This window comes from Paracoccus sp. (in: a-proteobacteria), from assembly GCF_030536915.1.
Lineage (GTDB): Bacteria > Pseudomonadota > Alphaproteobacteria > Rhodobacterales > Rhodobacteraceae > Paracoccus.
Genome location: NZ_JAUNPC010000002.1, coordinates 73,716 through 92,785, shown reverse-complemented (window position 1 = coordinate 92,785; position 19,070 = coordinate 73,716). Strand labels below are relative to the sequence as shown.

Annotated in this window: 17 protein-coding genes; 7 read left to right on the top strand and 10 right to left on the bottom strand. The window is 68.4% G+C overall.

The features are described from left to right. From Q4F04_RS01100 to Q4F04_RS01085, 4 genes are all read right to left on the bottom strand, one after another. Positions 1-1,832 (bottom strand): cellulase family glycosylhydrolase (locus Q4F04_RS01100; RefSeq protein WP_303367989.1); only part of this gene is annotated, 1,832 nt, incomplete at its 3' end. 15 nt (positions 1,833-1,847) lie between these two features. Next, positions 1,848-4,151: a sulfatase-like hydrolase/transferase gene (locus Q4F04_RS01095; protein WP_303367988.1), complete on the bottom strand. Its 2,304-nt coding sequence runs from the start codon at positions 4,149-4,151 to the stop codon at positions 1,848-1,850. A gap of 2 nt (positions 4,152-4,153) precedes the next feature. Beyond that, positions 4,154-4,858: a hypothetical protein gene (locus Q4F04_RS01090; RefSeq protein ID WP_303367987.1), complete on the bottom strand. Its 705-nt coding sequence runs from the start codon at positions 4,856-4,858 to the stop codon at positions 4,154-4,156. Between the two features lie 5 nt (positions 4,859-4,863). Continuing rightward, positions 4,864-6,306, bottom strand: a complete 1,443-nt coding sequence (locus Q4F04_RS01085) for a hypothetical protein (protein ID WP_303367986.1) — start codon at positions 6,304-6,306, stop codon at positions 4,864-4,866. Between the two features lie 149 nt (positions 6,307-6,455). Between Q4F04_RS01085 and Q4F04_RS01080 the strand changes: the two genes are divergently transcribed. Beyond that, positions 6,456-6,812 (top strand): hypothetical protein, encoded by a 357-nt coding sequence (locus tag Q4F04_RS01080; RefSeq protein WP_303367985.1) that lies wholly within the window; start codon positions 6,456-6,458, stop codon positions 6,810-6,812. A gap of 22 nt (positions 6,813-6,834) precedes the next feature. Here the strand turns inward: Q4F04_RS01080 and Q4F04_RS01075 are convergent, their stop codons facing one another. From Q4F04_RS01075 to Q4F04_RS01065, 3 genes are read right to left on the bottom strand one after another with little or no spacing between them, the layout of a single operon-like run. Beyond that, entirely contained in the window at positions 6,835-7,461 is a 627-nt protein-coding gene (locus tag Q4F04_RS01075; RefSeq protein WP_303367984.1) for a class I SAM-dependent methyltransferase, read from the bottom strand. Positions 7,462-7,469: 8 nt separating this feature from the next. After that, entirely contained in the window at positions 7,470-8,207 is a 738-nt protein-coding gene (locus Q4F04_RS01070; RefSeq protein ID WP_303367983.1) for a phosphatidylcholine/phosphatidylserine synthase, read from the bottom strand. Then, entirely contained in the window at positions 8,204-8,884 is a 681-nt protein-coding gene (locus Q4F04_RS01065; protein ID WP_303367982.1) for a phosphatidylserine decarboxylase, read from the bottom strand. The genes Q4F04_RS01070 and Q4F04_RS01065 overlap by 4 nt, the downstream gene beginning before the upstream one ends. A 422-nt stretch (positions 8,885-9,306) precedes the next feature. On the opposite strand from Q4F04_RS01065, the gene Q4F04_RS01060 reads away from it, so the two are divergent. From Q4F04_RS01060 to Q4F04_RS01035, 6 genes are all read left to right on the top strand, one after another. Then, a complete protein-coding gene (locus tag Q4F04_RS01060; RefSeq protein ID WP_303367981.1) occupies positions 9,307-10,689 on the top strand; it encodes an SLC13 family permease in 1,383 nt (460 codons plus the stop codon). Between the two features lie 111 nt (positions 10,690-10,800). Then, on the top strand, positions 10,801-11,988 hold the full coding sequence (locus tag Q4F04_RS01055) for an alanine--glyoxylate aminotransferase family protein (RefSeq protein ID WP_303367980.1): 1,188 nt from the start codon (positions 10,801-10,803) through the stop codon (positions 11,986-11,988). Positions 11,989-12,047: 59 nt separating this feature from the next. Beyond that, complete coding sequence (locus tag Q4F04_RS01050; RefSeq protein ID WP_303367979.1) at positions 12,048-12,473, top strand: heme-binding protein; 426 nt, start codon at positions 12,048-12,050, stop codon at positions 12,471-12,473. Between the two features lie 75 nt (positions 12,474-12,548). Then, complete coding sequence (locus tag Q4F04_RS01045; RefSeq protein WP_303367978.1) at positions 12,549-13,241, top strand: GntR family transcriptional regulator; 693 nt, start codon at positions 12,549-12,551, stop codon at positions 13,239-13,241. 81 nt (positions 13,242-13,322) lie between these two features. Beyond that, positions 13,323-14,012 (top strand): GntR family transcriptional regulator, encoded by a 690-nt coding sequence (locus Q4F04_RS01040; protein ID WP_303367977.1) that lies wholly within the window; start codon positions 13,323-13,325, stop codon positions 14,010-14,012. 89 nt (positions 14,013-14,101) lie between these two features. Beyond that, on the top strand, positions 14,102-17,026 hold the full coding sequence (locus Q4F04_RS01035; protein WP_303367976.1) for an FAD-binding and (Fe-S)-binding domain-containing protein: 2,925 nt from the start codon (positions 14,102-14,104) through the stop codon (positions 17,024-17,026). A gap of 200 nt (positions 17,027-17,226) precedes the next feature. Here the strand turns inward: Q4F04_RS01035 and Q4F04_RS01030 are convergent, their stop codons facing one another. The 3 genes from Q4F04_RS01030 to Q4F04_RS01020 form a co-directional block, all read right to left on the bottom strand. Next, on the bottom strand, positions 17,227-18,561 hold the full coding sequence (locus tag Q4F04_RS01030; protein ID WP_303367975.1) for a radical SAM protein: 1,335 nt from the start codon (positions 18,559-18,561) through the stop codon (positions 17,227-17,229). Positions 18,562-18,648: 87 nt separating this feature from the next. Then, positions 18,649-18,858 (bottom strand): hypothetical protein, encoded by a 210-nt coding sequence (locus Q4F04_RS01025; RefSeq protein WP_303367974.1) that lies wholly within the window; start codon positions 18,856-18,858, stop codon positions 18,649-18,651. A 22-nt stretch (positions 18,859-18,880) separates the two neighbouring features. Further along, a complete protein-coding gene (locus Q4F04_RS01020) occupies positions 18,881-19,048 on the bottom strand; it encodes a hypothetical protein (RefSeq protein WP_303367973.1) in 168 nt (55 codons plus the stop codon). Between the last annotated feature and the right edge of the window lie 22 nt (positions 19,049-19,070).

Here is a 19,070-nt window from a genome sequence, read left to right as displayed (position 1 = left end):
GTCTGAAGCAGGGACAGGTCCAGCTTGTCCTTTCCCGGAGTGAAGTCGGTGAAGGTGATCTCGCCGCGGACCCAAGGCAGGAAGCGGTCGGAACCGGGGCCGCCGGTCAGGATCGCGCCGTCGCCTGACGCGATCAGCACATCGTCGCCCTCGCCGCCGTCAAGCTCGCCCGTGCCTTCGAGGTGGTCGTTGCCGAGCCCGCCTGTCAGGGTGTTCGCGCCCTCGGGGTCGATCAGCCTGTCGCCGCCGTCGCCGCCGTCCAGCACATCGTCGCCGCGTCCGCCGAACAGCCAATCGTCGCCCTCGCCCCCCTGCAGCACGTCGTTGCCCTGCCCGCCGTAAAGCAGGTCCGGCAACTCGCTGCCCGTGACTCTGTCGTTGCCGCCCAGCGCATAGATCAGCCCGTGCGGGTTGGACACGCCTTCCACGACATGGTCGGCGGTCTCGTCTTGGGTGGGATCGACCGACAGGACCTCGTCTTCGGACCCGCCCCAATGCTCGGTCGTACCGGCGGGACCTTGGGTCTCGTCGCGCACCCAGCCCCAATGGGCGAAGGCGGCGGATTCGATCTGGACCTCGTAGCCCGCCTTGCCGCCGCCCCATTTCAGCATCTGCGAGGCGCGGCCGACCGGCGGCCACCAGGTCCAGCCGATGCCGTTGTCGGCGAACCACGGCAGCTTGCGGGCCATGTTGAAGCTCTGCGCGGCCCGGGCGCCACTTGTCGCGGGGTCGAGCGTCCCCGCCTCGGTGTAAAGCTGCGATTCCGTCACCACGATGTCGTCGCCTGCTTCGGTCAGCGTCCCGATGCGTGTGCAGATCTGGTCGCGGAACATGGCGCCGTCCGGGTCGGGGGTCTTGGCGACCACCCAGGCGGGATACATATGCGCCGACCAGACCAGCCTGTCGCCCGCCGCATCGCGGATCAGGTTGTGGTCCAGGTGCTGGAACTGCGCCGAGGCGCGCAACCCGCCCACGAACAGGCGCTTGTCGCCCCAATCCACGGCACCGATCAGGTCGGCCATGTGGCGGCTGTAAAGCGCCCCGGCTTCTGGCGTGTTGCCATAGGCCATCGGCTCGTTGATCAATTCCCAGCCAAGGACGGCATCAAGGATCTCGGCGTTCTCGGGGCGCTGGAACCAGTCCAGCATCCGTTCCCAGTCGTCGCGGACGTTGTTGATCTTCCATTCGCCCGGCACCTGCGCCAGCGCATCGGGTGGCCCGAGTTCCACCGGCTCGGCGCGCTTGAGCCCGCCGGCGAGATCGCCGTCCGAGTTCTGGATCACCAGCCCCAGCCCGGCCCGCGCGGCGGTCAGGGCAAAGCCGCGCCATTCCTCGGTCATGCCGGCGTTGTCCACGCTTTCGGCGTTGAAATCGAGGCGGACCACGTTCACCTCGGGAAAGCTTTCGCGCAGGGTCGAGACGAAGCGTTCGGCCCCGCCGCCCACCTGCAGGTGGACGCCCACGTCGGACCGCCAGCTGACCATGGATTCAAGTCCGGCCGGGCGGTCCTTGCCCTTGCCCGGCGGGTCGATCGTCAGCAGCCGGCCATCGGACAGGCGCGCGGGCTGCCGGGTGACGGGGTCCAGCAGCAGGGCGAAGCTGCCGCCGTCGATCAGTTCGGCGGCCTCGACCCCGTCCTGCGGCGACAGGCGCCCCGCGGCTCGGGCGTTCATGTTCGACACGAGAAAGCCGCGCAGCGCCTCGTCCACGCCGGTGCCGTCGCGCGTCTGCAAGGCGGCGGGGTCGCTGACGACGACCTTGTATTCGGTCGCCATCGAAACCGCGTTCCATCCCGCCATCTGTGAATGGAACTCAAGCGCGTCGCAATCCATGTCGGTCTCCGTCGATCAGGCGCCCTCGACTTGGGCAAGAAGCTCTGTGCCCTCGGGGCAGTCGGTCACGACAAGGCACGAAGTCGCCGCGTAAAGCATCGTCCCGCCGCCATCCAGTACCCGCTGGTGAACCGGCCCGGACCAGTCCTTCAGGACGTAGCGCTGCGCCCGGTCCCAGCCGGTCAGCTCGACCGTGGCGCCGTGTTCCAGAATGAACCGTTTGGCGCCCGGCCCGGCCGTGATGCGGTTCGGGCCGGGGCCGAGCGTCACGCGATGGCTGCCCGCCGCCAGGTCGATCACGTTGCGCCCCGGTCCGGCGTCGATCTCTGCCTCGCCTTCCTCGGCGCGGATCTCGTCATTGCCCGGCCCGGCCACGACCAGCCCACGGGCGCCGCGCAGGTGGATCACGTCATCGCCCGAGCCGCCGTAAAGGCTGTCGCGCCCCGGCCCGCCGATCAGGGTGTCGTTGCCGGACCCGCCATGGAAGACATTGCGGTCCTTGGGCCGCTTGGAGGTCGCGACCAGCAGGTCGTCGCCCCCCTGCCCGTGAAAGGTCCCGCCGCCGTATTTCTGCCCGATCATCACGTCGTCGCCGTTCGAGCCGACCACATGCACCGAGACCCGTTCCGAGCTTTCAAAGCGGAAGGGGCTGTCCGGGTGGCCGACGACCCGCAGCGTCCGGCCTTCGCGCGATTCGCCCCCCTCGGTGCGGGCGACCACCGTGGCGACCCGCAATTCGTGCAGGTGGGGCGGCATCTGCAACACAAAGTCGTTGGGACCGCCGAGATACCAGAGCGTGTTGTGCCCGCCGTCCGCCTCGGCGCTGATCCGGGCGGTGTCGGCGCCATAGGCCCAGTAATGCGTGTCCCGCGCACCCCCCGCCAGCACGACCGAGCCGTCCACGGCCATCATCGCGTTGATGCCTTGGGCCGGGTTCTCGGCCCCCGACAGGTCGATGCCAAGATCGGCCGCGTTCCGCACCAGTTCGTCCCGCAGCCGGTCCATGGGCGCGGTTCCGGCAAGGTTCGTCGTCTCGCCGGGGTCGGCGAGCAGGTCATAGACATGCTCCTCGCCGTTCGGATAGCGGAAATAGCGCAGGTGGCGCAGGTCGGGTGCGGTGGGGCGCACCGACAGCGTGCCGAAGACCGAGGTGACGGGGGATTTCGTCTCATCGAACTGCCCGAAGCTGTCGTCGATCAGCGGCAGCAGGCTCTGCCCCGATGGCCAGTCGGGCCGGCGCGGCAGGCCCGCCAGGTCCATGATCGTCATCGGCAGGTTGTGCAGCGAGATCGGCAGGTCCACCACCCGGCCCGCCTCCATCCGCGGGCTCCAGATGCCCAAGGGGACATGGGCCGCGCTGTCCCACTGGCTCATCTTGTGGAAGCTGTCGTGATTGCCCAGGTTGAAGCCGTTGTCGGACAGAAAAATCACCGTCGTCCGGTCACTCAGAGGCGAGGCCGCCAGCGCGTCGAGGAAGCGGCCGATCTCGTGGTCCACATGGCTGCAGGCGGCGAAATAGGCGCGCACGACCTGCCGCCAGCCCTCGTCCCCCGCCTTTTCCGGGGTCCAGCTTCCATTGACGATATAGGCCAGTTCATAGACCGCCATGCCAGGCTGGGGGCCGTGGAAATCCTCGGGCGCGGCGACCGAGGGCCAGGCGATCTGCGCGGGATCATACATCTGGTAGAAGCGGTCGGGGCATTGCAGGTTGAAATGCGGGTGCTTGAAGCCAAGCTGGATCAGGTGGCGCCGGTCCGGGTCGGCCCGCCGCAGATGGTCGATGGCGTTCTGCGCCACCCAGTAGTCATAGAAAAGGTCGTCCTGCGAGCCGTCGTCGTCCGGATGATTGACGCCGGCGATGCCCGGTCCCTTGCCGCCCAGATATTCCTTGACGTTGCGCCGACCGCCCTTGTCGGCCGCCTCGGGGTCCTCGTGGAACAGGATGCGCCGGTAGGATTCGGGCATCGGCTGATAATGCGCGTCGGTCTTGCCGGTGGTGAAATTATAGAAGCCCGTGCGGCGCAGGTCATAGGCCCAGGCGTATTCGGGCGGCATCACGTCGCGCCAGACGCGGTTGAGATCCACCAGCCCCGAGCGCCAGGGCGAGATCCCCGTCGCCACCTCGGCCCGGCAGGGGGCGCAAAGCGGCACCGAGGCATAGGTGTTGGCAAAGCGCACCCCCGGGTTCAGCAGCCGGTCGATGTTCGGGGTGCGGATGGTGACGCCGAAAGCATCGCGCCAGGTGAAGATGTCGATCATGTCATCCACCCAGATCAGGCAGATGTTGTCGTCACGGATGCTGTCGCGGGTGAAGGCCATGCTCAACTCTCCCACAGCAGAAGGTCGTCCAAGGCATGGCGCAGGGCGGCGCCGGCATCGGACAGGATGTCGAGGCCGGGCCACAGCCAGACCTCGGCGATGCGGCCCGCGCCCAGCGTCCGCCGCATCCCGCGCCGGGCGCTGCGGCACCCGATCAGCAGATGCGCGGGGCCTTCGGGAACCGTCAGCCCCTCTGCGCGGGCGGTCTGCCCATCCTGCGAAAGCCGCAGCGTGCCGTCCGCGCAGGAAAGCAGCGTCAGCCGCCAGCCCCCGCCCCCTGGCGGCAGGCCGGCCGAGGCAGTGCCGTCGTCGTCGCGGAAGACCAGCCCTTCCCCGGTTTCGGACAGATGGACCGGGTTGCCGCCGCGTTCGGACCGCATGGCCAGCAGCGCCTGCGCGGGGCTGTCGCCCGTCCACAGGATCGCCGCCGACCAGCGCGCCGGGTCGGGGACGGCATCGGGCAGGCGCAGGCCCCCGTTCTCTCCGGCCGTCAGGTTCAGCGCCATGCGGCCGGCGTGCCGCGCAAAGACCGGGGGATCGGCAACCGGCGTCGCGGCTGCTCCACCATCCGCAGCGGGCCATCGGTCCGCCCCGCCATCGGCGCCGCGCAGCCAGGTCCCCCCGGCCTGCTGCGTCAGCCGGGACAGGCGGGCGGCCTCGCGGTTGGTCAGGGCGGCTTCGGGCACGGCGAAGGGCAGCGTCAGCATCGGCGTCACCGGATCACGAGACTGCCGGGCAAGGCCCAGCGGCGCAGCGTTCCGCCATCGCGCTCCAGTGCCCATTCGTCCCGCACCGCCCCGCAGGCCGGGGGATGCGCCACGCCCCGTCCGCGCGCCGGGCCGCCGACGGCGTAATCCAGCCGCGGCTGGGCACCGGCAAGCGGTTCCAGCGGGCCGTCCAGATGGATGAGGACGCTCTGCGGATCGTCCGGCGCAATCTCGACCGAGGCGATCCCCGCGGTGCTGCCCGCCAGCGCGAAGCCCGCGCCCGGACCCGCGCCGAAGGGGTCGGCGGCGTCGATCAGCAGCGGCCCGTTGGCCTTGAAAACGGCGCGGATCGTGCGATCCCCCCTCTCGGCAAGGCACAGGACCGGGCAGGTCCATGGCTTCCGCCGCAGCAGGGTTTCCAGCGCCTCGGCCTCGATCCGGGCGCGGTCCAGCAGGGCCGCCTCGGTCGGCTGGCCGAGGTTGTCCTGCGCGAACATGTAGGATGGCGCGACCACTGTGAGTTCATGCCGGCCGGGCCGCAGCGCCAGCAGATGCTGTCCCTCGATCGCCGCCCGGTTCGCATCGGCGTCATGCGCCCACCATGGCCCCGCATCCGCGACCATCAGAAAGCGCGGCGTGCCGAGACCGGGCGCCAGCCGCGCCGCGATCAGGTCAAGGAAGGCCAGCGCCTCGGCATGGAACCGCGCGGCGGTGGCGGGCGCCTGGTCGTGGCCGATCTCGAGCCCGATGCAGGCAAGCCGCGCGGGTTTTCCAAGCGAGCCCGCCAGTTCCCCCAGCCGCCGCAACTGGTCGTCCACCACCGCCATCGCGGCACCGGCGGCCGGGGGCAAGGGTCCGGGCGGCAGGGGCACGGGCATGGCGACGATCAGGGGCAGCGCGCGATACGCCTCGTGCCGCAGCGACAGCAGCGCATCGGCAAGCATGCTGTCGGCGCCCCGGTTGCGCCAGCCGGTCACGGGTAAATTCGGCTCGCCCTCGTCCGGGGCGACGCAGGCCATGACGTGATGGGGAAAGCGCGGCGCACCGGAAAAGGTGGTCAGACGCCGTCCCGCGCCCAGCGACAGCACCCCCAGGACCGGGCCGGGCGTTTCGGCGATCACGCCGCCGCCCGCGACATGCCGGCGGTAGCGCCGCGCGCCCGCCGCGCCCGGACGATGGGCGACGAAGCGCAGCCAGTCGCCTTCGCGCTGCAGGTCCCAGGCGTCGATGTCGCCCAGCATCCCCGCATCCAGCCGCCCGGCCGGGGCGACACCCGCGGGTTCCCCGGCAGGCGCTGCAGGGCTGCCGGAGGGGCGCGGAAGGCGGCGGGCGATGTCCCGGATCACCCGGTCGGACAGCCGCAGCACCAGCCCGGTGGAATCGGCCTCGACCACCGGGCCGTTGCTGGCGGAGATCAACGTCTGGTTGTTGCCCGGGTCACGCGACATGGCCGCTGTGTGCGGTAGATTCGCGCGAAAGGGAAGGGTTGCCGCCCGCGTGCCCCGGCTGACGCGGGGATGGCGAAGCCCGGCGCCGGCCGCTACGATCCGCCGCAAGACCGGGACCGACCCGACCCCTTGCCGCAAAGGACCGCGCCATGCTGAAACCCGTTCTTGTCGTGCTGACACTGGCGCCCGGAGGCGGGACCACGCATCTGGCCCTGTCCTCGCCCGAGGACGCCGCCGCCTGTGCGGCCCGCGCCGAGGCCGTGCGCGGCGTGCTGGAAGGCGCGGGGGTCGAAGTCATCGCGACCCGCTGCGCCGAGACCGACCTGAGCTTCACCGCCTATGCCCATGGCGATGCGCAGGGACCGCATGTTCACCCCTGGCGTGTGACGTTGCCCGCAAGCGGCGCCGTGATCGAGCCCCTAGACGCCACCGACGGCTGCGTTCCCGCGCCCGAGGCCACACCCGCCGTTCACTGCGCGTTGTCGGCCCAAGCCCTGGCGGACTGACCGCCGCTACGCGGCTGGCGGATCAGGCCAGGCTGTCGCGCTTGCCCAGCACGAGGAAGGTCATCAGGCCCAGCGGCGGCAGGGCCTTGCGCTGTTCGAGCGCAAGCGAGTCTTCCTGCAGGATGGTCTCGATGCGGAAGTCGGAATGCCAGCCGATCCTGTCGGCCAGCGGGGCCAGGGCGCGTTCCAGCGCGGCAAGCCCGCCCTTTTCCCGCGCGAAATGATTGGTGATAACGACCTTTCCGCCGGGCCTGCAGATCCGCGCGATCTCGGCCATCACCCGCTCGGGCTCGGGGACAACCGAAAGGACGTGCATCGCCGCGACCATGTCGAAATGCCCGTCGGGAAAGTCCAGCGTCCGCGCATCCATCTGCCGCAACTCGCGGACATGGGCCAGTTGCAGCCGCCGGGTCTTGTCGATGGCCTTCTGCAGCATCTCGCGGCTGAAATCGATGCCGGTGACCTGCATTTCCGGCCCGTAAAGGTCCAGCGACAGGCCGGTGCCCACGCCGACCTCAAGGACCGATCCCGGACGGCTGTTCATGTAGTCCACGGCGCGGCGCCGGCCGCTGCCGGTGACCGCCCCGAAGGTGCGGTCGTAGATCGGCGCCCAGCGCGAATAAGAGGATCGGACCGCTTCGATATCCATGGGAGCTCCTATCCGCTGCGGGGGCGTCGCGGGTCGATCCATGCCCAGATCACCATGGCGACATAGCCCAGGCAAAGCACGATCAGCGTTGCCCAGGCAAAGCTGAACAGCGCCGCGCCGAACACCACGACGCCGACAAGGAAGAACTTGACGTTCTCGCGCGAGATCTTGGTGGTCTTGAAGGACCATGTCGGCAGCCGGCTGATCATCAGCAGCCCCACCAGGATCATGTGAAGGCAGATCACTGTGTCCGGCAGCACCGCCCGGTCGGCGATCGCGAAGGACAGATACATCGGCAGCATGACCAGCAGCGCCCCCGCGGGCGAGGGCACGCCCTGGAAATAGGCGCTGTCGCCGGGCGCGTCCGCTTTGGCCGAGACGTTGAACCGCGCCAGCCGGATCACGCAGCAGACCGCGAAGACCAGGACCGAGATCCAGCCCAAGCCCCGCATGTCCTGCAAGGCCCAGAAATACAGCGTCAGGGGCGCGGCCACGCCGAAGTTCAGGAAATCGGCCAGCGAATCCAGTTCCGCCCCCATCTTGCTGGAACTGCCCAGGAGCCGCGCCAGCCGCCCGTCGATCCCGTCGATGATGCCCGCGCCGATGATCAGCAGCACGGACACGACGTAATCCCCCTGCACCCCGAAGCGGATCGCGGTCAGCCCCGCGCAGATCGCAAGAATGGTCAGGACGTTCGGCAGAAGCTGGAACAGCGAGAACTCGGCCTGGGGGGCGGGCTGGGTCATGCCTGCACCGGGGCGGTCGCATTCAGGTCGGCAAGGACGGTTTCCCCGGCCACCATGGTCTGGCCGATGTCCACCAACGGCGCGACCCCCGGCGGCAGGTAGACATCCAGCCGCGAGCCGAAGCGGATCAGGCCGAAGCGTTCCCCGGTCGCAAGCCGGTCGCCGGGCCGGACAAAGCACAGGATGCGCCGCGCGACCAGCCCGGCGATCTGCACCACCGCAAGGTCGCGCCCATCCGCCATGCGGATGCGCAGGCTGTTGCGTTCGTTATCGACGCTCGCCTTGTCCAGCGAGGCGTTGAAGAACTTGCCGGGACGGTACGAGATCGCCGCGACCTCGCCCGCGACGGGGCTGCGGTTGATGTGGCCGTTGAAGACGCTCATGAAGACGCTGACGCGGGTCAGGGGCGTGTCGGCCATGCCCAGCTCGGCGGGCGGGACCGCAGGCTCGATCAGCGAAACGATCCCGTCGGCGGGGCTCACCACCAGTCCGGGGCGGGCGGGCGTCACCCGCTCGGGGTCGCGGAAGAAGTAATAGCACCAGACCGTCAGCCCGATGCCGATCCAGCCGAGGGGCTCCCATAGCAGGAACAGCAGCAGGGTGACGGCGGCGAAGATCGCGACGAAGCGCCTGCCCTCGGGGTGCATCGGCTTGATGATCGTGTCGCGCATCCGCATCGAGAAGCTTCCCTGTCCTGTCCGGCCCGCGCGTCATAAAGCACTCAGCCGCCGGTGATCCATCCCGGATGATCGCGGGCCGCGTCCCGGCGCCCTCGGCCCCGACCCCGGTGGCGACGGGCCGTCCGCAGCGTGATCGGGTCGGGTCCGGCACATGGCCACGCGTCATCCTGCCCGGCACGCCAGCAGCCCGCAAGGGTAGCGGTGCGGAAGATCGGCCCCTCTAACCTTCCCGAAACAGCCCTCGCTCCCACACCTGATCGCGACCCACGGTCCTCCTGACAGCAGGAGACCGCCCATCTGCAACATAGGCCGGAATTGAGCATGACATCACTTGCCGAAATCGCATTCATAATTCATAATTTTTCACAACGGCGGCATCCATGGCCCCGGACATACCATGCGAGGAAGGGAGGCCGCGCGTGACACATCACCTCATTGCCATCTGCGCGCTGGTTGCGATGTTCGTCATTGCAACCGCATTGCCGATCAATATCGGCGTTCTCGCCTTTGTGGGCGCGTTCCTTGTCGGAACGCTGCTTGCGGGCGACACCACCAAGGACATCATCGGGGAATTCCCTGCCGGGCTGTTCCTGACACTGGCCGGGATCACCTGGCTGTTCGCGCTGGCGCAGAACAACGGCACCATCGACTGGCTGGTCCGGTCCGCCGTCCGCGCGGTCAAGGGGCGGCTCGCGCTGATCCCCTGGATCATGTTCTCGATCTCGGCGGTGCTCACCGCCATCGGCGCCGTGACGCCGGGGGCCGTGGCCATCGTGGCGCCGATCGCGCTGAGCTTCGCCTTCCGCTACAAGATCTCGCCCCTGATGATGGGGATGATGGTGGCGATGGGGGCCTCGGCGGGGGCCTTCTCGCCCATCGGGATCTTCGGCAGCATCACCAACGGCGTGGTCGAACGCTCGGGCCTGCCGCTCAGCCCCGGCGTGACCTTCGCCGCCAGCTTCTTCTGCAACCTCGTCTGCGTGGTGATCCTGTTCCTCGTCCTCGGCGGGCGCGAACTGATGAAGGCGCGCGTGGACCTGAGCCATACCGTCACCGTTCCGCATCTCGAGATCGCCCGGCCGGCCACCGGCCCGCAGATCTTCGGCGACAGCGAGGCGCAGGCTCTCACCCCCCGCATCGGGGCCGAGGCAGGGGGCGACCCCAACCGGCTGACGGCCGACGCGCCCAAGACCGAACTGCCCGACGGCAGCCCGATCCAGATCATCACGGTCGTGGGGCTGGCGGCGCTGGCACTGATGGTGCTGGCCTTCAAGCTCGACATCGGCTTCGTGTCGCTGACCATCGGCCTTGTCATCGCGCTGTGCCAGCCGAACCTGCAGAAGCGGGCGATGTCACAGGTCGCCTGGCCCGAGATCATGCTGATCACCGGCGTCGGCACCTATGTGGCGGTGCTGGAAAACATGGGCACCATCGATTTCGTCGGCAACAGCGTGGCCTCGATGGCCTCGCCGCTGATGGCAGGCTTGCTGCTCTTCTACATCGGCGGGATCGTTTCGGCCTTCGCCTCGTCCACAGCGCTGCTGGGGGCGCTGATCCCGCTGGCGGTGCCCTTCCTGCAGGCGGGCACCGGCATCAGCCCGGTCGCCTTCATCGCCGGGATGGCGGTCGCCTCGACCATCGTGGACGTCAGCCCCTTCTCGACCAGCGGGGCGCTGGTGCTGGCGAACTCGCAGGGCATCGACCGGCAGGTCTTCTATCGCCAGCTGCTCGGCTATGGCGCGCTGGTGACGGGGGTTGCGCCCTTCCTTCTGTGGATCATCTTCGTGGTCATTCCCGGCTGATCCCGGCCCGCGGATGCGGCGCAACCGCGCCGCATCCGCTTTGGCATTGACCCTCGCTGTCAAAAATTGCATTCATTATTCAAAATCACGCGCCTTATGGGAGACAGGTCCATGACCCATGTGTTCGGTCGTCACTTCCTTCAGATCCCCGGTCCCAGCCCGGTGCCGGATCGCGTCCTGCGGGCCATGTCGGCGCAGGTCATCGACCACCGCGGCCCCGAGTTCGGCGAACTGGGTCTCAAGGCGCTGGCCGGGATGAAGACGATCTTCAAGACGGAAGCGGATGTCATCATCTACCCGTCCTCCGGCACCGGCGCATGGGAGGCGGCGCTGGCCAACGTGCTGAAGGAAGGCGACCGCGTCCTGATGTACGAGACCGGCCATTTCGCCACCCTGTGGAAGAAGATGGCCGAGAAGCTGGGCGTCCGGGCCGAGTTCATCGGCGGCGACTGGCGCGCGGGCGCCGATCCCGACCGGATCGAGCAGCACCTGAGGGCCGACAGCGCCCACGAGATCAAGGCCGTCTGCGTCGTCCACAACGAGACCTCGACCGGCTCGGTTTCGCCCATCGCGGATGTGCGGCGGGCCATTGACGCGGCAGGGCATCCGGCGCTTCTGATGGTGGACACGATCTCGGGCCTTGCCTCGATCGACTTCCGTTTCGACGAATGGGGCGTGGATGTGGCCGTTTCCGGCTCGCAAAAGGGCCTGATGCTGCCGCCGGGGATCAGCTTCAACGCCGTCAGCGGCAAGGCGCTGGAGGCCGCGAAGCAGAACGGGATGCGCCGGTCCTACTGGGACTGGCAGGAGATGGTCGAGATCAACGGCAAGGGCTATTTCCCCTATACGCCCGCGACCAACATGCTCTACGGCCTCGTCGAGGCCATCGACATGCTGCACGAGGAGGGGCTGGACACCGTCTTCGCCCGCCACCAGCGCCATGCCGCCGCGGCCCGCGCCGCCGTCCGCGCCTGGGGGCTGGAGGTGCTGTGCAACCGGCAGGGGCATGAAAGCGGCGTGCTGACCACGGTGATGATGCCCGAAGGGCACAGCGCCGACGCCTTCCGGGCCGCAGCCTTGCGGCATTACAACATCTCGCTGGGCAGCGGGCTGTCCAAGGTCGCGGACAAGGTGTTCCGCATCGGCCATCTGGGCGACATCAACGACCTGACGCTGGTCGGCGCGCTCAGCGGCGTGGAAATGGCGCTGTCCAAGGCCGACGTGCCGCATGACAGGGGAGGCGTCGCGGCCGCCATGGCGCATCTGGAAGCCACCCCCGCCCCCGGCATCGACGCCTGAGCGGCTTGCGCCCCGCATCGCCGGGGCGCATCACCACGGGGAACCGACAGGAGGACCGCATGACCCTGACACTCGACATGGCCCGCAAGCTGGCCGATCTCTGCCTGGACCGGGCCGGAGAGATGAAGCTGAAGCCGCTGACCGTGGCGGTGCTGGACGCCGCCGGGCATCTCAAGGTGCTGCTGCGGCAGGACGGGACCAGCCTGCTGCGGGCGGACATCGCGCAGGGCAAGGCGCGGGGGGCCATCGGCATGGGGATGGGCTCTCGCGCGATCTACAACCGCGCGCAGGAACAGCCCTATTTCATCCAGGCGATGAACACGATCGCGGGCGGCAGCCTCGTCCCCGTGCCGGGCGGCGTTCTGGTCCGCAAGGATGGCGCGATCATCGGCGCGGTCGGCATCACCGGCGACACGTCCGACAATGACGAGGCCTGCGCCGTCGCCGCCATCGAGGCCCTGGGCCTTGAGGCCGATCCGGGCTGAAGGTCTGGCGCGGGGCGCGGGGGCGGTGATACCATCGCCCCCGAAGACCCCACGGGACCATCCACAGGGTGACCGATGAACTACGTCCCCGACAGCCTGAAGCCGCCGCGGCGCCGGACGCTGCACGAGGAACTGACGCAGCGGCTGCGCGACCTCATCATCCACGGCGACTTGCCGCCGGGGGCAAAGGTGCCAGAGATGGAGTTGTGCGAGGCCTATGACGTGTCCCGCACGCCGCTGCGCGAGGCGCTGAAGGTGCTGGCCTCGGAAGGGCTGGTGGTGCTGGAACCCAACCGCGGCGCCCGCGTCAGCCGGATCACGCAGGAGGATCTGGACGAACTGTTCCCCGTCATGGGCGCGCTTGAAGCCTTAGCGGGCGAACTCGCCTGCCAGAACATCACCCCCGCCGAGCTTGAGGAAATCCGCGCCCATCACGCCGCGATGCTGGACCGTTACCGGGCGGGCGATCTTGGCGGCTATTACGCCGCGAACCAGAAGATCCACGAGGGCATCCTGAATGCCGCCCGCAACCCGACCCTGACCGCCCATTACCGGGCGCTGTCGGCGCGGGTGCAGCGGGCGCGCTATGTCGCCAACACCACCCTCGCCCGCTGGGCGCAGGCGGTCGCGGAACATGAGCGGATCATCGAGCATCTTTCGGCCCGCGACGGCGCGAAGCTGGCCACAACGCTGCGGCAGCATCTGGAAAACAAGCTGCGCGCCGTTAGCCAATCCCTTGCCGGTCAGACAGCTGCCATCCAGCCCTGATTGGATTCAATCCGCGCCGGGATCTAGGCAGTTTGCCGACGGTCCGCTATGCTTGCCGCCCGGATTACAGGGATGGGGCGGATGAACGAGTTGACGGCACGCGGCGCGCCTTCGGTCGAGCGTATCGGCACCACCCTGCATGGCGAGATCCTGTCCCGCCTGCGCGATCATGTCGTCCATGGCGACCTTCCCGACGGTGCCCGCATCTCGGAACGCGAGTTGTGCGAACGCTTCGGCGTCTCGCGCACGCCGCTGCGCGAGGCGTTGAAGGTGCTGGCCTCGGAAGGGCTGATCGAGCTTCTGCCCAACCGGGGCGCCCGCGTGAAGGTGCTGACTCCTGATGAGATCGGCGAGTTGTTCGACCTCATGGGCGGGCTTGAGGCCCTGGCCGGGCGGCTCGCCTGCGAGCGGATCACGCCTGCCGGGTTCGACGCCATCGAAGAGGCGCATCGTGAGATGTATGCCTTTTACCTGCGCGGCGACCGGCAGGGCTATTTCGCCTGCAACCAGCGCATCCACGAGGCGATCCTTGCCGCCGCCGGGAACGGTGCCCTTTCGGCTGCGGCCCGCACGCTGCTGGGCCGTCTGCGCCGCGTCCGCTTCGCCGCCAATCTCGACGAGCAGGGCGAACGCTGGCGCGAGGCCGTGCGGGAACACGAAGCGATCCTCGACGCCCTGCGCCGCCGGGCGGGGGGCGAGTTGGCGGACCTGCTGTTTGCCCATCTGCGCAGCACCAAGGACGCCATCCTGCGGAACCTGTCCACAAACTGAATACCATCCTGCGGCCGAATCCAAATATTGTATTCAATTTCTTTGCCCGCTACCCTCTGGTTGACCCACCAGCAGGAAGGCACCGGCAGATGAACGCATCCACCAAGCCCCACACCCCTCCGGCCGCCCGCAGCCAAGCGTTTCAGACGGCGCTGGCCAAGGCGCTGGAAGGCGAGGTGCGCTTCGACGCCTTCACCCGCGGGCGCTATGCGACGGATGCCTCGATCTACCAGATCCTGCCGCGCGCCGTGGCCTTCCCCCGGCACGAGGCCGACATCGCCGCCGCCCTGCAGGTCGCGGGCGAGCATGGCGTGCCGGTGATCGCGCGCGGCGGCGGCACCTCGCAGAACGGCCAGCCGATCGGGGACGGGCTGATCCTCGACATGTCGCGCCACTTCAACGGCGTCACCGACTATGATCCGCAGGCCCGCACGGTCCGCGTGCGCCCCGGCACGGTCCTGACCACGCTGAACGACCAGCTGCGCAAGGACGGGCTGTTCTTCCCGGTCGAGCCCTCGACCGCCTCGCGCTGCACCCTCGGGGGGATGGCGGGGAACAACTCGTCGGGTGCCCGCTCGCTGCGCTTCGGCAAGATGGTGGACAACGTGCTGGCCATCGACGGGATGCTGCATGACGGCGAGCGTTTCTCTCTCGGCGAGGCGCCGCCCGCCGCCCTGCCCTCGCGCCCGCGCGCGATCATCGAGCGGCTGACCGCACTTGCCCATGAGCATCGCGGCGAGATCGAGACGGTCTTCCCCAAGGTCCAGCGCCGCGTCGGCGGCTACAACCTTGACGAGCTGCTGCCGGACAACCCGAATTATTCGCACCTGCTGGTCGGGTCCGAAGGCACGCTGGCGCTGACCACCGGCATCACGCTGAAGCTGTCGGCGCTGCCTAGGCACCGCGTCATGGGCGTCTGCCATTTCCCCAGCTTCCGCGCCGCGATGGAGACGACGCAGCACATCGTCGCGCTGGACCCGGTTGCGGTCGAGCTGGTGGACAACAACGTGCTGGTGCTGGGCGCCGACATCCCCCTGTTCGTCCGCACGCTCAGCGACATCACCCGCGGCAGGCCCAACTGCCTGCTGCTGGTCGAATTCGCGGGCGACGACCTCGACGCGCTGAAACGCGACCTCAAGCGCCTTGACCAGTGCATGGCCGATCACGGCTTCCCCGACGCGGTGGTCGAGGTGGTCGAGCCCGCCCGCCAGAAGCCCGTCTGGGACGTGCGCGAGGCCTGCCTGAACATCATGATGTCGATGAAGGGGGACGGAAAGCCCGTGTCCTTCATCGAGGATTGCGCCGTTCCGCTGGAACACCTGGCCGATTACACCGACGCCGTGACCGAGGTCTTCAGCAGGCATGGCACGGTCGGGACCTGGTATGCCCATGCCTCGGTCGGCTGCCTGCATGTCCGCCCGATCCTGAACATGAAGTCTGATGACGGCGTGCGGAAGATGCGCGCCATCGCCGAGGAAACCGCCGATCTGGTGCGCCGCCACAAGGGATCGTTCTCGGGCGAGCATGGCGACGGCATCTCGCGGTCGGAATTCGTGGAACCGCTGTTCGGCGCAAAGCTGACCCACGCCTTCGAGCAGGTGAAGGACAGCTTCGACCCGGAAAACCGCCTGAATCCGGGCAAGATCGTCCGGCCGCTGAAGATGGACGATCGCAGCCTGATGCGCTTCAAGCCGGGCTATGCGGCGGTGCAGCCGGAAAGGACCGCGCTTGACTGGTCGGACTGGGGCGGCTTCGGTGGCGCGGTCGAGATGTGCAACAACAACGGCACCTGCCGGAAGCTGGCGGGCGGGACCATGTGCCCGTCCTACCGCGCGACGCGGGACGAGCAGCACCTGACGCGGGGGCGGGCGAATTCGCTGCGGCTGGCGATCTCGGGGCAGCTCGGCCCCGACGCCTTCACCTCGGCCGCCATGAAGGACACGCTGGATCTTTGCGTGTCCTGCAAGGGCTGCAAGCGCGACTGCCCCACGGGCGTGGACATGGCGCGGATGAAGATCGAGTTCCTGCACCATTACCACAAGAAGCATGGGCTGCCCCTGCGCGAACGGCTGATCGCCAACCTGCCGCGCCTTGCCCATCGCGCGAACCGCCTTGCCCCGGCGCTGAACCTGCGCGATCGCATCCCCTTTGTCGCGAAGCTTTCCGAACGGATGCTGGGCTTTTCCGCCAAGCGCAGTCTGCCGAAATGGGGCCGCCCGTGGAAAGAGGCGCGGCCCATTGCGCGGCCCGAGGACGTGGTCGGCGACGGGCTGGACCTTGTGCTCTTCGGCGACACCTTCAATCGCTATTTCGAGCGCGAGAACCTTGAGGCCGCCGAGCGGGTACTGCTGGCCGCGGGATATCGCCTGCACCGGGTCCAGCCTGCAGACGGCAGCCGGCCCATGTGCTGTGGGCGGACATGGCTTGCCTCGGGGCAGACCGACGAGGCGCGGGCCGAGGTCCGCCGCTCGGCCGACGCGCTCAGGCCCTTCGTCACGCGGGGCGCGCGGGTCGTGGGGCTGGAGCCGTCCTGCATCCTGACCTTCCGCGACGAGATGACGGCGCTGCTGCCGGCATCCGAAACCGGCTTCCTCGACGGCAAGGCGCTGCTCTTCGAGGAGGTGCTGGCCGCCGACCTCAAGGCGGGCAAGGTCACGCTGCCGCTGGCCGACCAAGGCGGGCGGGTCGCGCATCTGCACGGGCATTGCCACCAGAAGGCCTTTGATGTCATGGGTCCGGTCGAAACCGTCCTTCGCAGCGTGCCCGGGTTGGAACTGAAGGTGATCGAAAGCTCCTGCTGCGGGATGTCGGGGGCCTTCGGCTATGCGACCGAGAACCACGAGGTCTCGATGAAGATGGCCGAGCTGTCGCTGCTGCCCACCGTCCGCAAGGCAGGACCGGACGACCTGATCGTGGCCGACGGCACCAGTTGCCGCCACCAGATCCAGGACGGCGCGGACCGGCAGGCCATCCATGTCGCGCAGGTGCTGGACCGGGCGCTGATCCGGGCGTGACCCTGCCCTTGCAGCCTGCCGATGGGATCTGAACCTTCCGGCAGGGTGCCGGAACATGGGACTGCGGAACAGGATCACCGCAGGCGGATTCTCCTGCTCGAAGGTTCGGCTGCCCGAACTGGCAGGGCATCAGGTCTTCGAGGCAGCTTTCGGCGGGTGCGAGAGCCTGCGCAACGTGGCTGCGATATGGCTGACGGGATTCAGGTCGGCGATCCTGCAGGCCGCAAGAGCAAGGCGCTCTCTTCCTCGGCAACGTGACCTGCGACGGGGGCGTCCGTCCGGTTCAGGCCCATCCTCCGTTCATTCGACACATCTCGGGCGTCATGGCGCGCTTCTGCCAGGTTGCTCGCGCGGAAGCTGGGCGGCCGGGAAAGGCGTTCCGCGATTTCGTCCGCGAGGATTCCGTGGCCTGCGGCATAGCGCGCGAGTTCCAGGTGCATCTCGTCCAGCGCGTCGCAGAAGACGCTCTCGCGGCTGAAGCCATGCGCGCGGCTGTAGCGGTTGAAGACGTCGCCCCCGCCGCAGACGCGCCGCCAGTCGCAGCCGCGGCAGCGCTGGGGAAGCTGGTCGATGCCCGTGACGATCCCCTGCCAGAGCGGGCTTTCGATGAACTCGCCCAGGGTGGTGTCGAAGACGCTCATGCCGGTTTCCTGAAAGCGCGGGTCCTGGCCCTTCAGGTTGTCGTCCGGTCCCAGTTCGCCGTCGCTTGTCACGGTGATGACGTTGTGGCGGTTCGCGATCCGCATGTCGCGCCATGCCGCGCCCTCGTCCGAGATCATCCCCTTCAGCGGCTCGGACAGGATCCGCATCGGCACGGTGGGGGTCGCCGGATCGGTCCAATGCGCCACGAGTCGGCGCATGAAGCCGCGCCATTTCCCGGCGTCGATCCGCATCCCCGTGTCATGCCCTTCGCGCGGCAGCAGAAAGCTGACCGAGGCAAAGCCGAGTTCCCCGATCAGGTGGTCATAGACCTCGGCCGGGTCCTGGTCGGGGTCGATGACGCAAAGGCAGCCGGGTTGCGCAATCCTGCCCGCACGGGCGGCCTCCTGCGCGATGCGAAGGCCCTGCAGGACCCGGGCATGGCTGCCCCTGCCCTTCTTGTCGATCCGGGCGCGGTCGTTGACCGCCGCGGGTCCGTCAAGGCTGATGCCGATGCCGACCTCGTGCTTTTCGAAGAGATCGATCCATTCCGCGTCGATCAGCATGCCGTTCGTCTGCACGCCGAGGTAAAGCCTTGTCCGCTCGGGCATCGCGGCTTTCAGGCGGCTGCACATCGCATCGAAGGCCGGCTTCTTCATCAGCAGCGGCTCTCCGCCGTGCAGGCCAAGGTAGATGTCGTCCAGTTCCAGCTCGCGGGCGCCGCGGGCCAGGAAGCCGGCCAGCGCCTCGATCGTCGCGGGCTTCATCACGGCCGAGTGGCGAAGCCATGTCTCGTCCCCGCCGAAGAAGAAGTAGCAGTAGGTGCAGGCCAGGTTGCAGCGTTCGGTGATCTTGGCGACGATGTCGATCGACCGCTGCCGGCGGACTTGGGTCATCGGTTCCTCCTTCGGAGAGCAGGCCTGCCGCAACAGGCGACGGCAGGGGATGAAGGGCGCGGCATGAACCGCACCCTCCCCGGCGCCTCAGCGCTGAACGGTGCGGTCGGTGCGGGAATCGTGGTTGGTCCCCGAGCCGGTCGAGATGTGGTTGCCGCTTGAACTGTGCCCGCAGCCGCAACGCCCGCCCGCGATCTCGGAAAGATGCTCGTCGAGAAGTTGCGTAAGCGGAGCGGCCGGCTCGCCCGAGCCGGTGATGCGGCCGATCAGGCGGCCATAGGTGGAACGCGTGGTCATGTCCGTCTCTCCTGCCGGCGGCTTACCTGCACTGGGTGCGGCTGTCGTGGGTTTCGTTGCAGCCCGTCGAGATATGGGCGCAGCCCGGTCCGGGGTTCGCCCCGCCCGACACGCTGTCGAGATGGGCCTCGAGAAGCGGCGTCAGTTCGCCCTGCTTTCTGTCCGGGGCGATGCGCTTGATGAAGTTCATGACGGTTTTCTCCTTCCGGTTG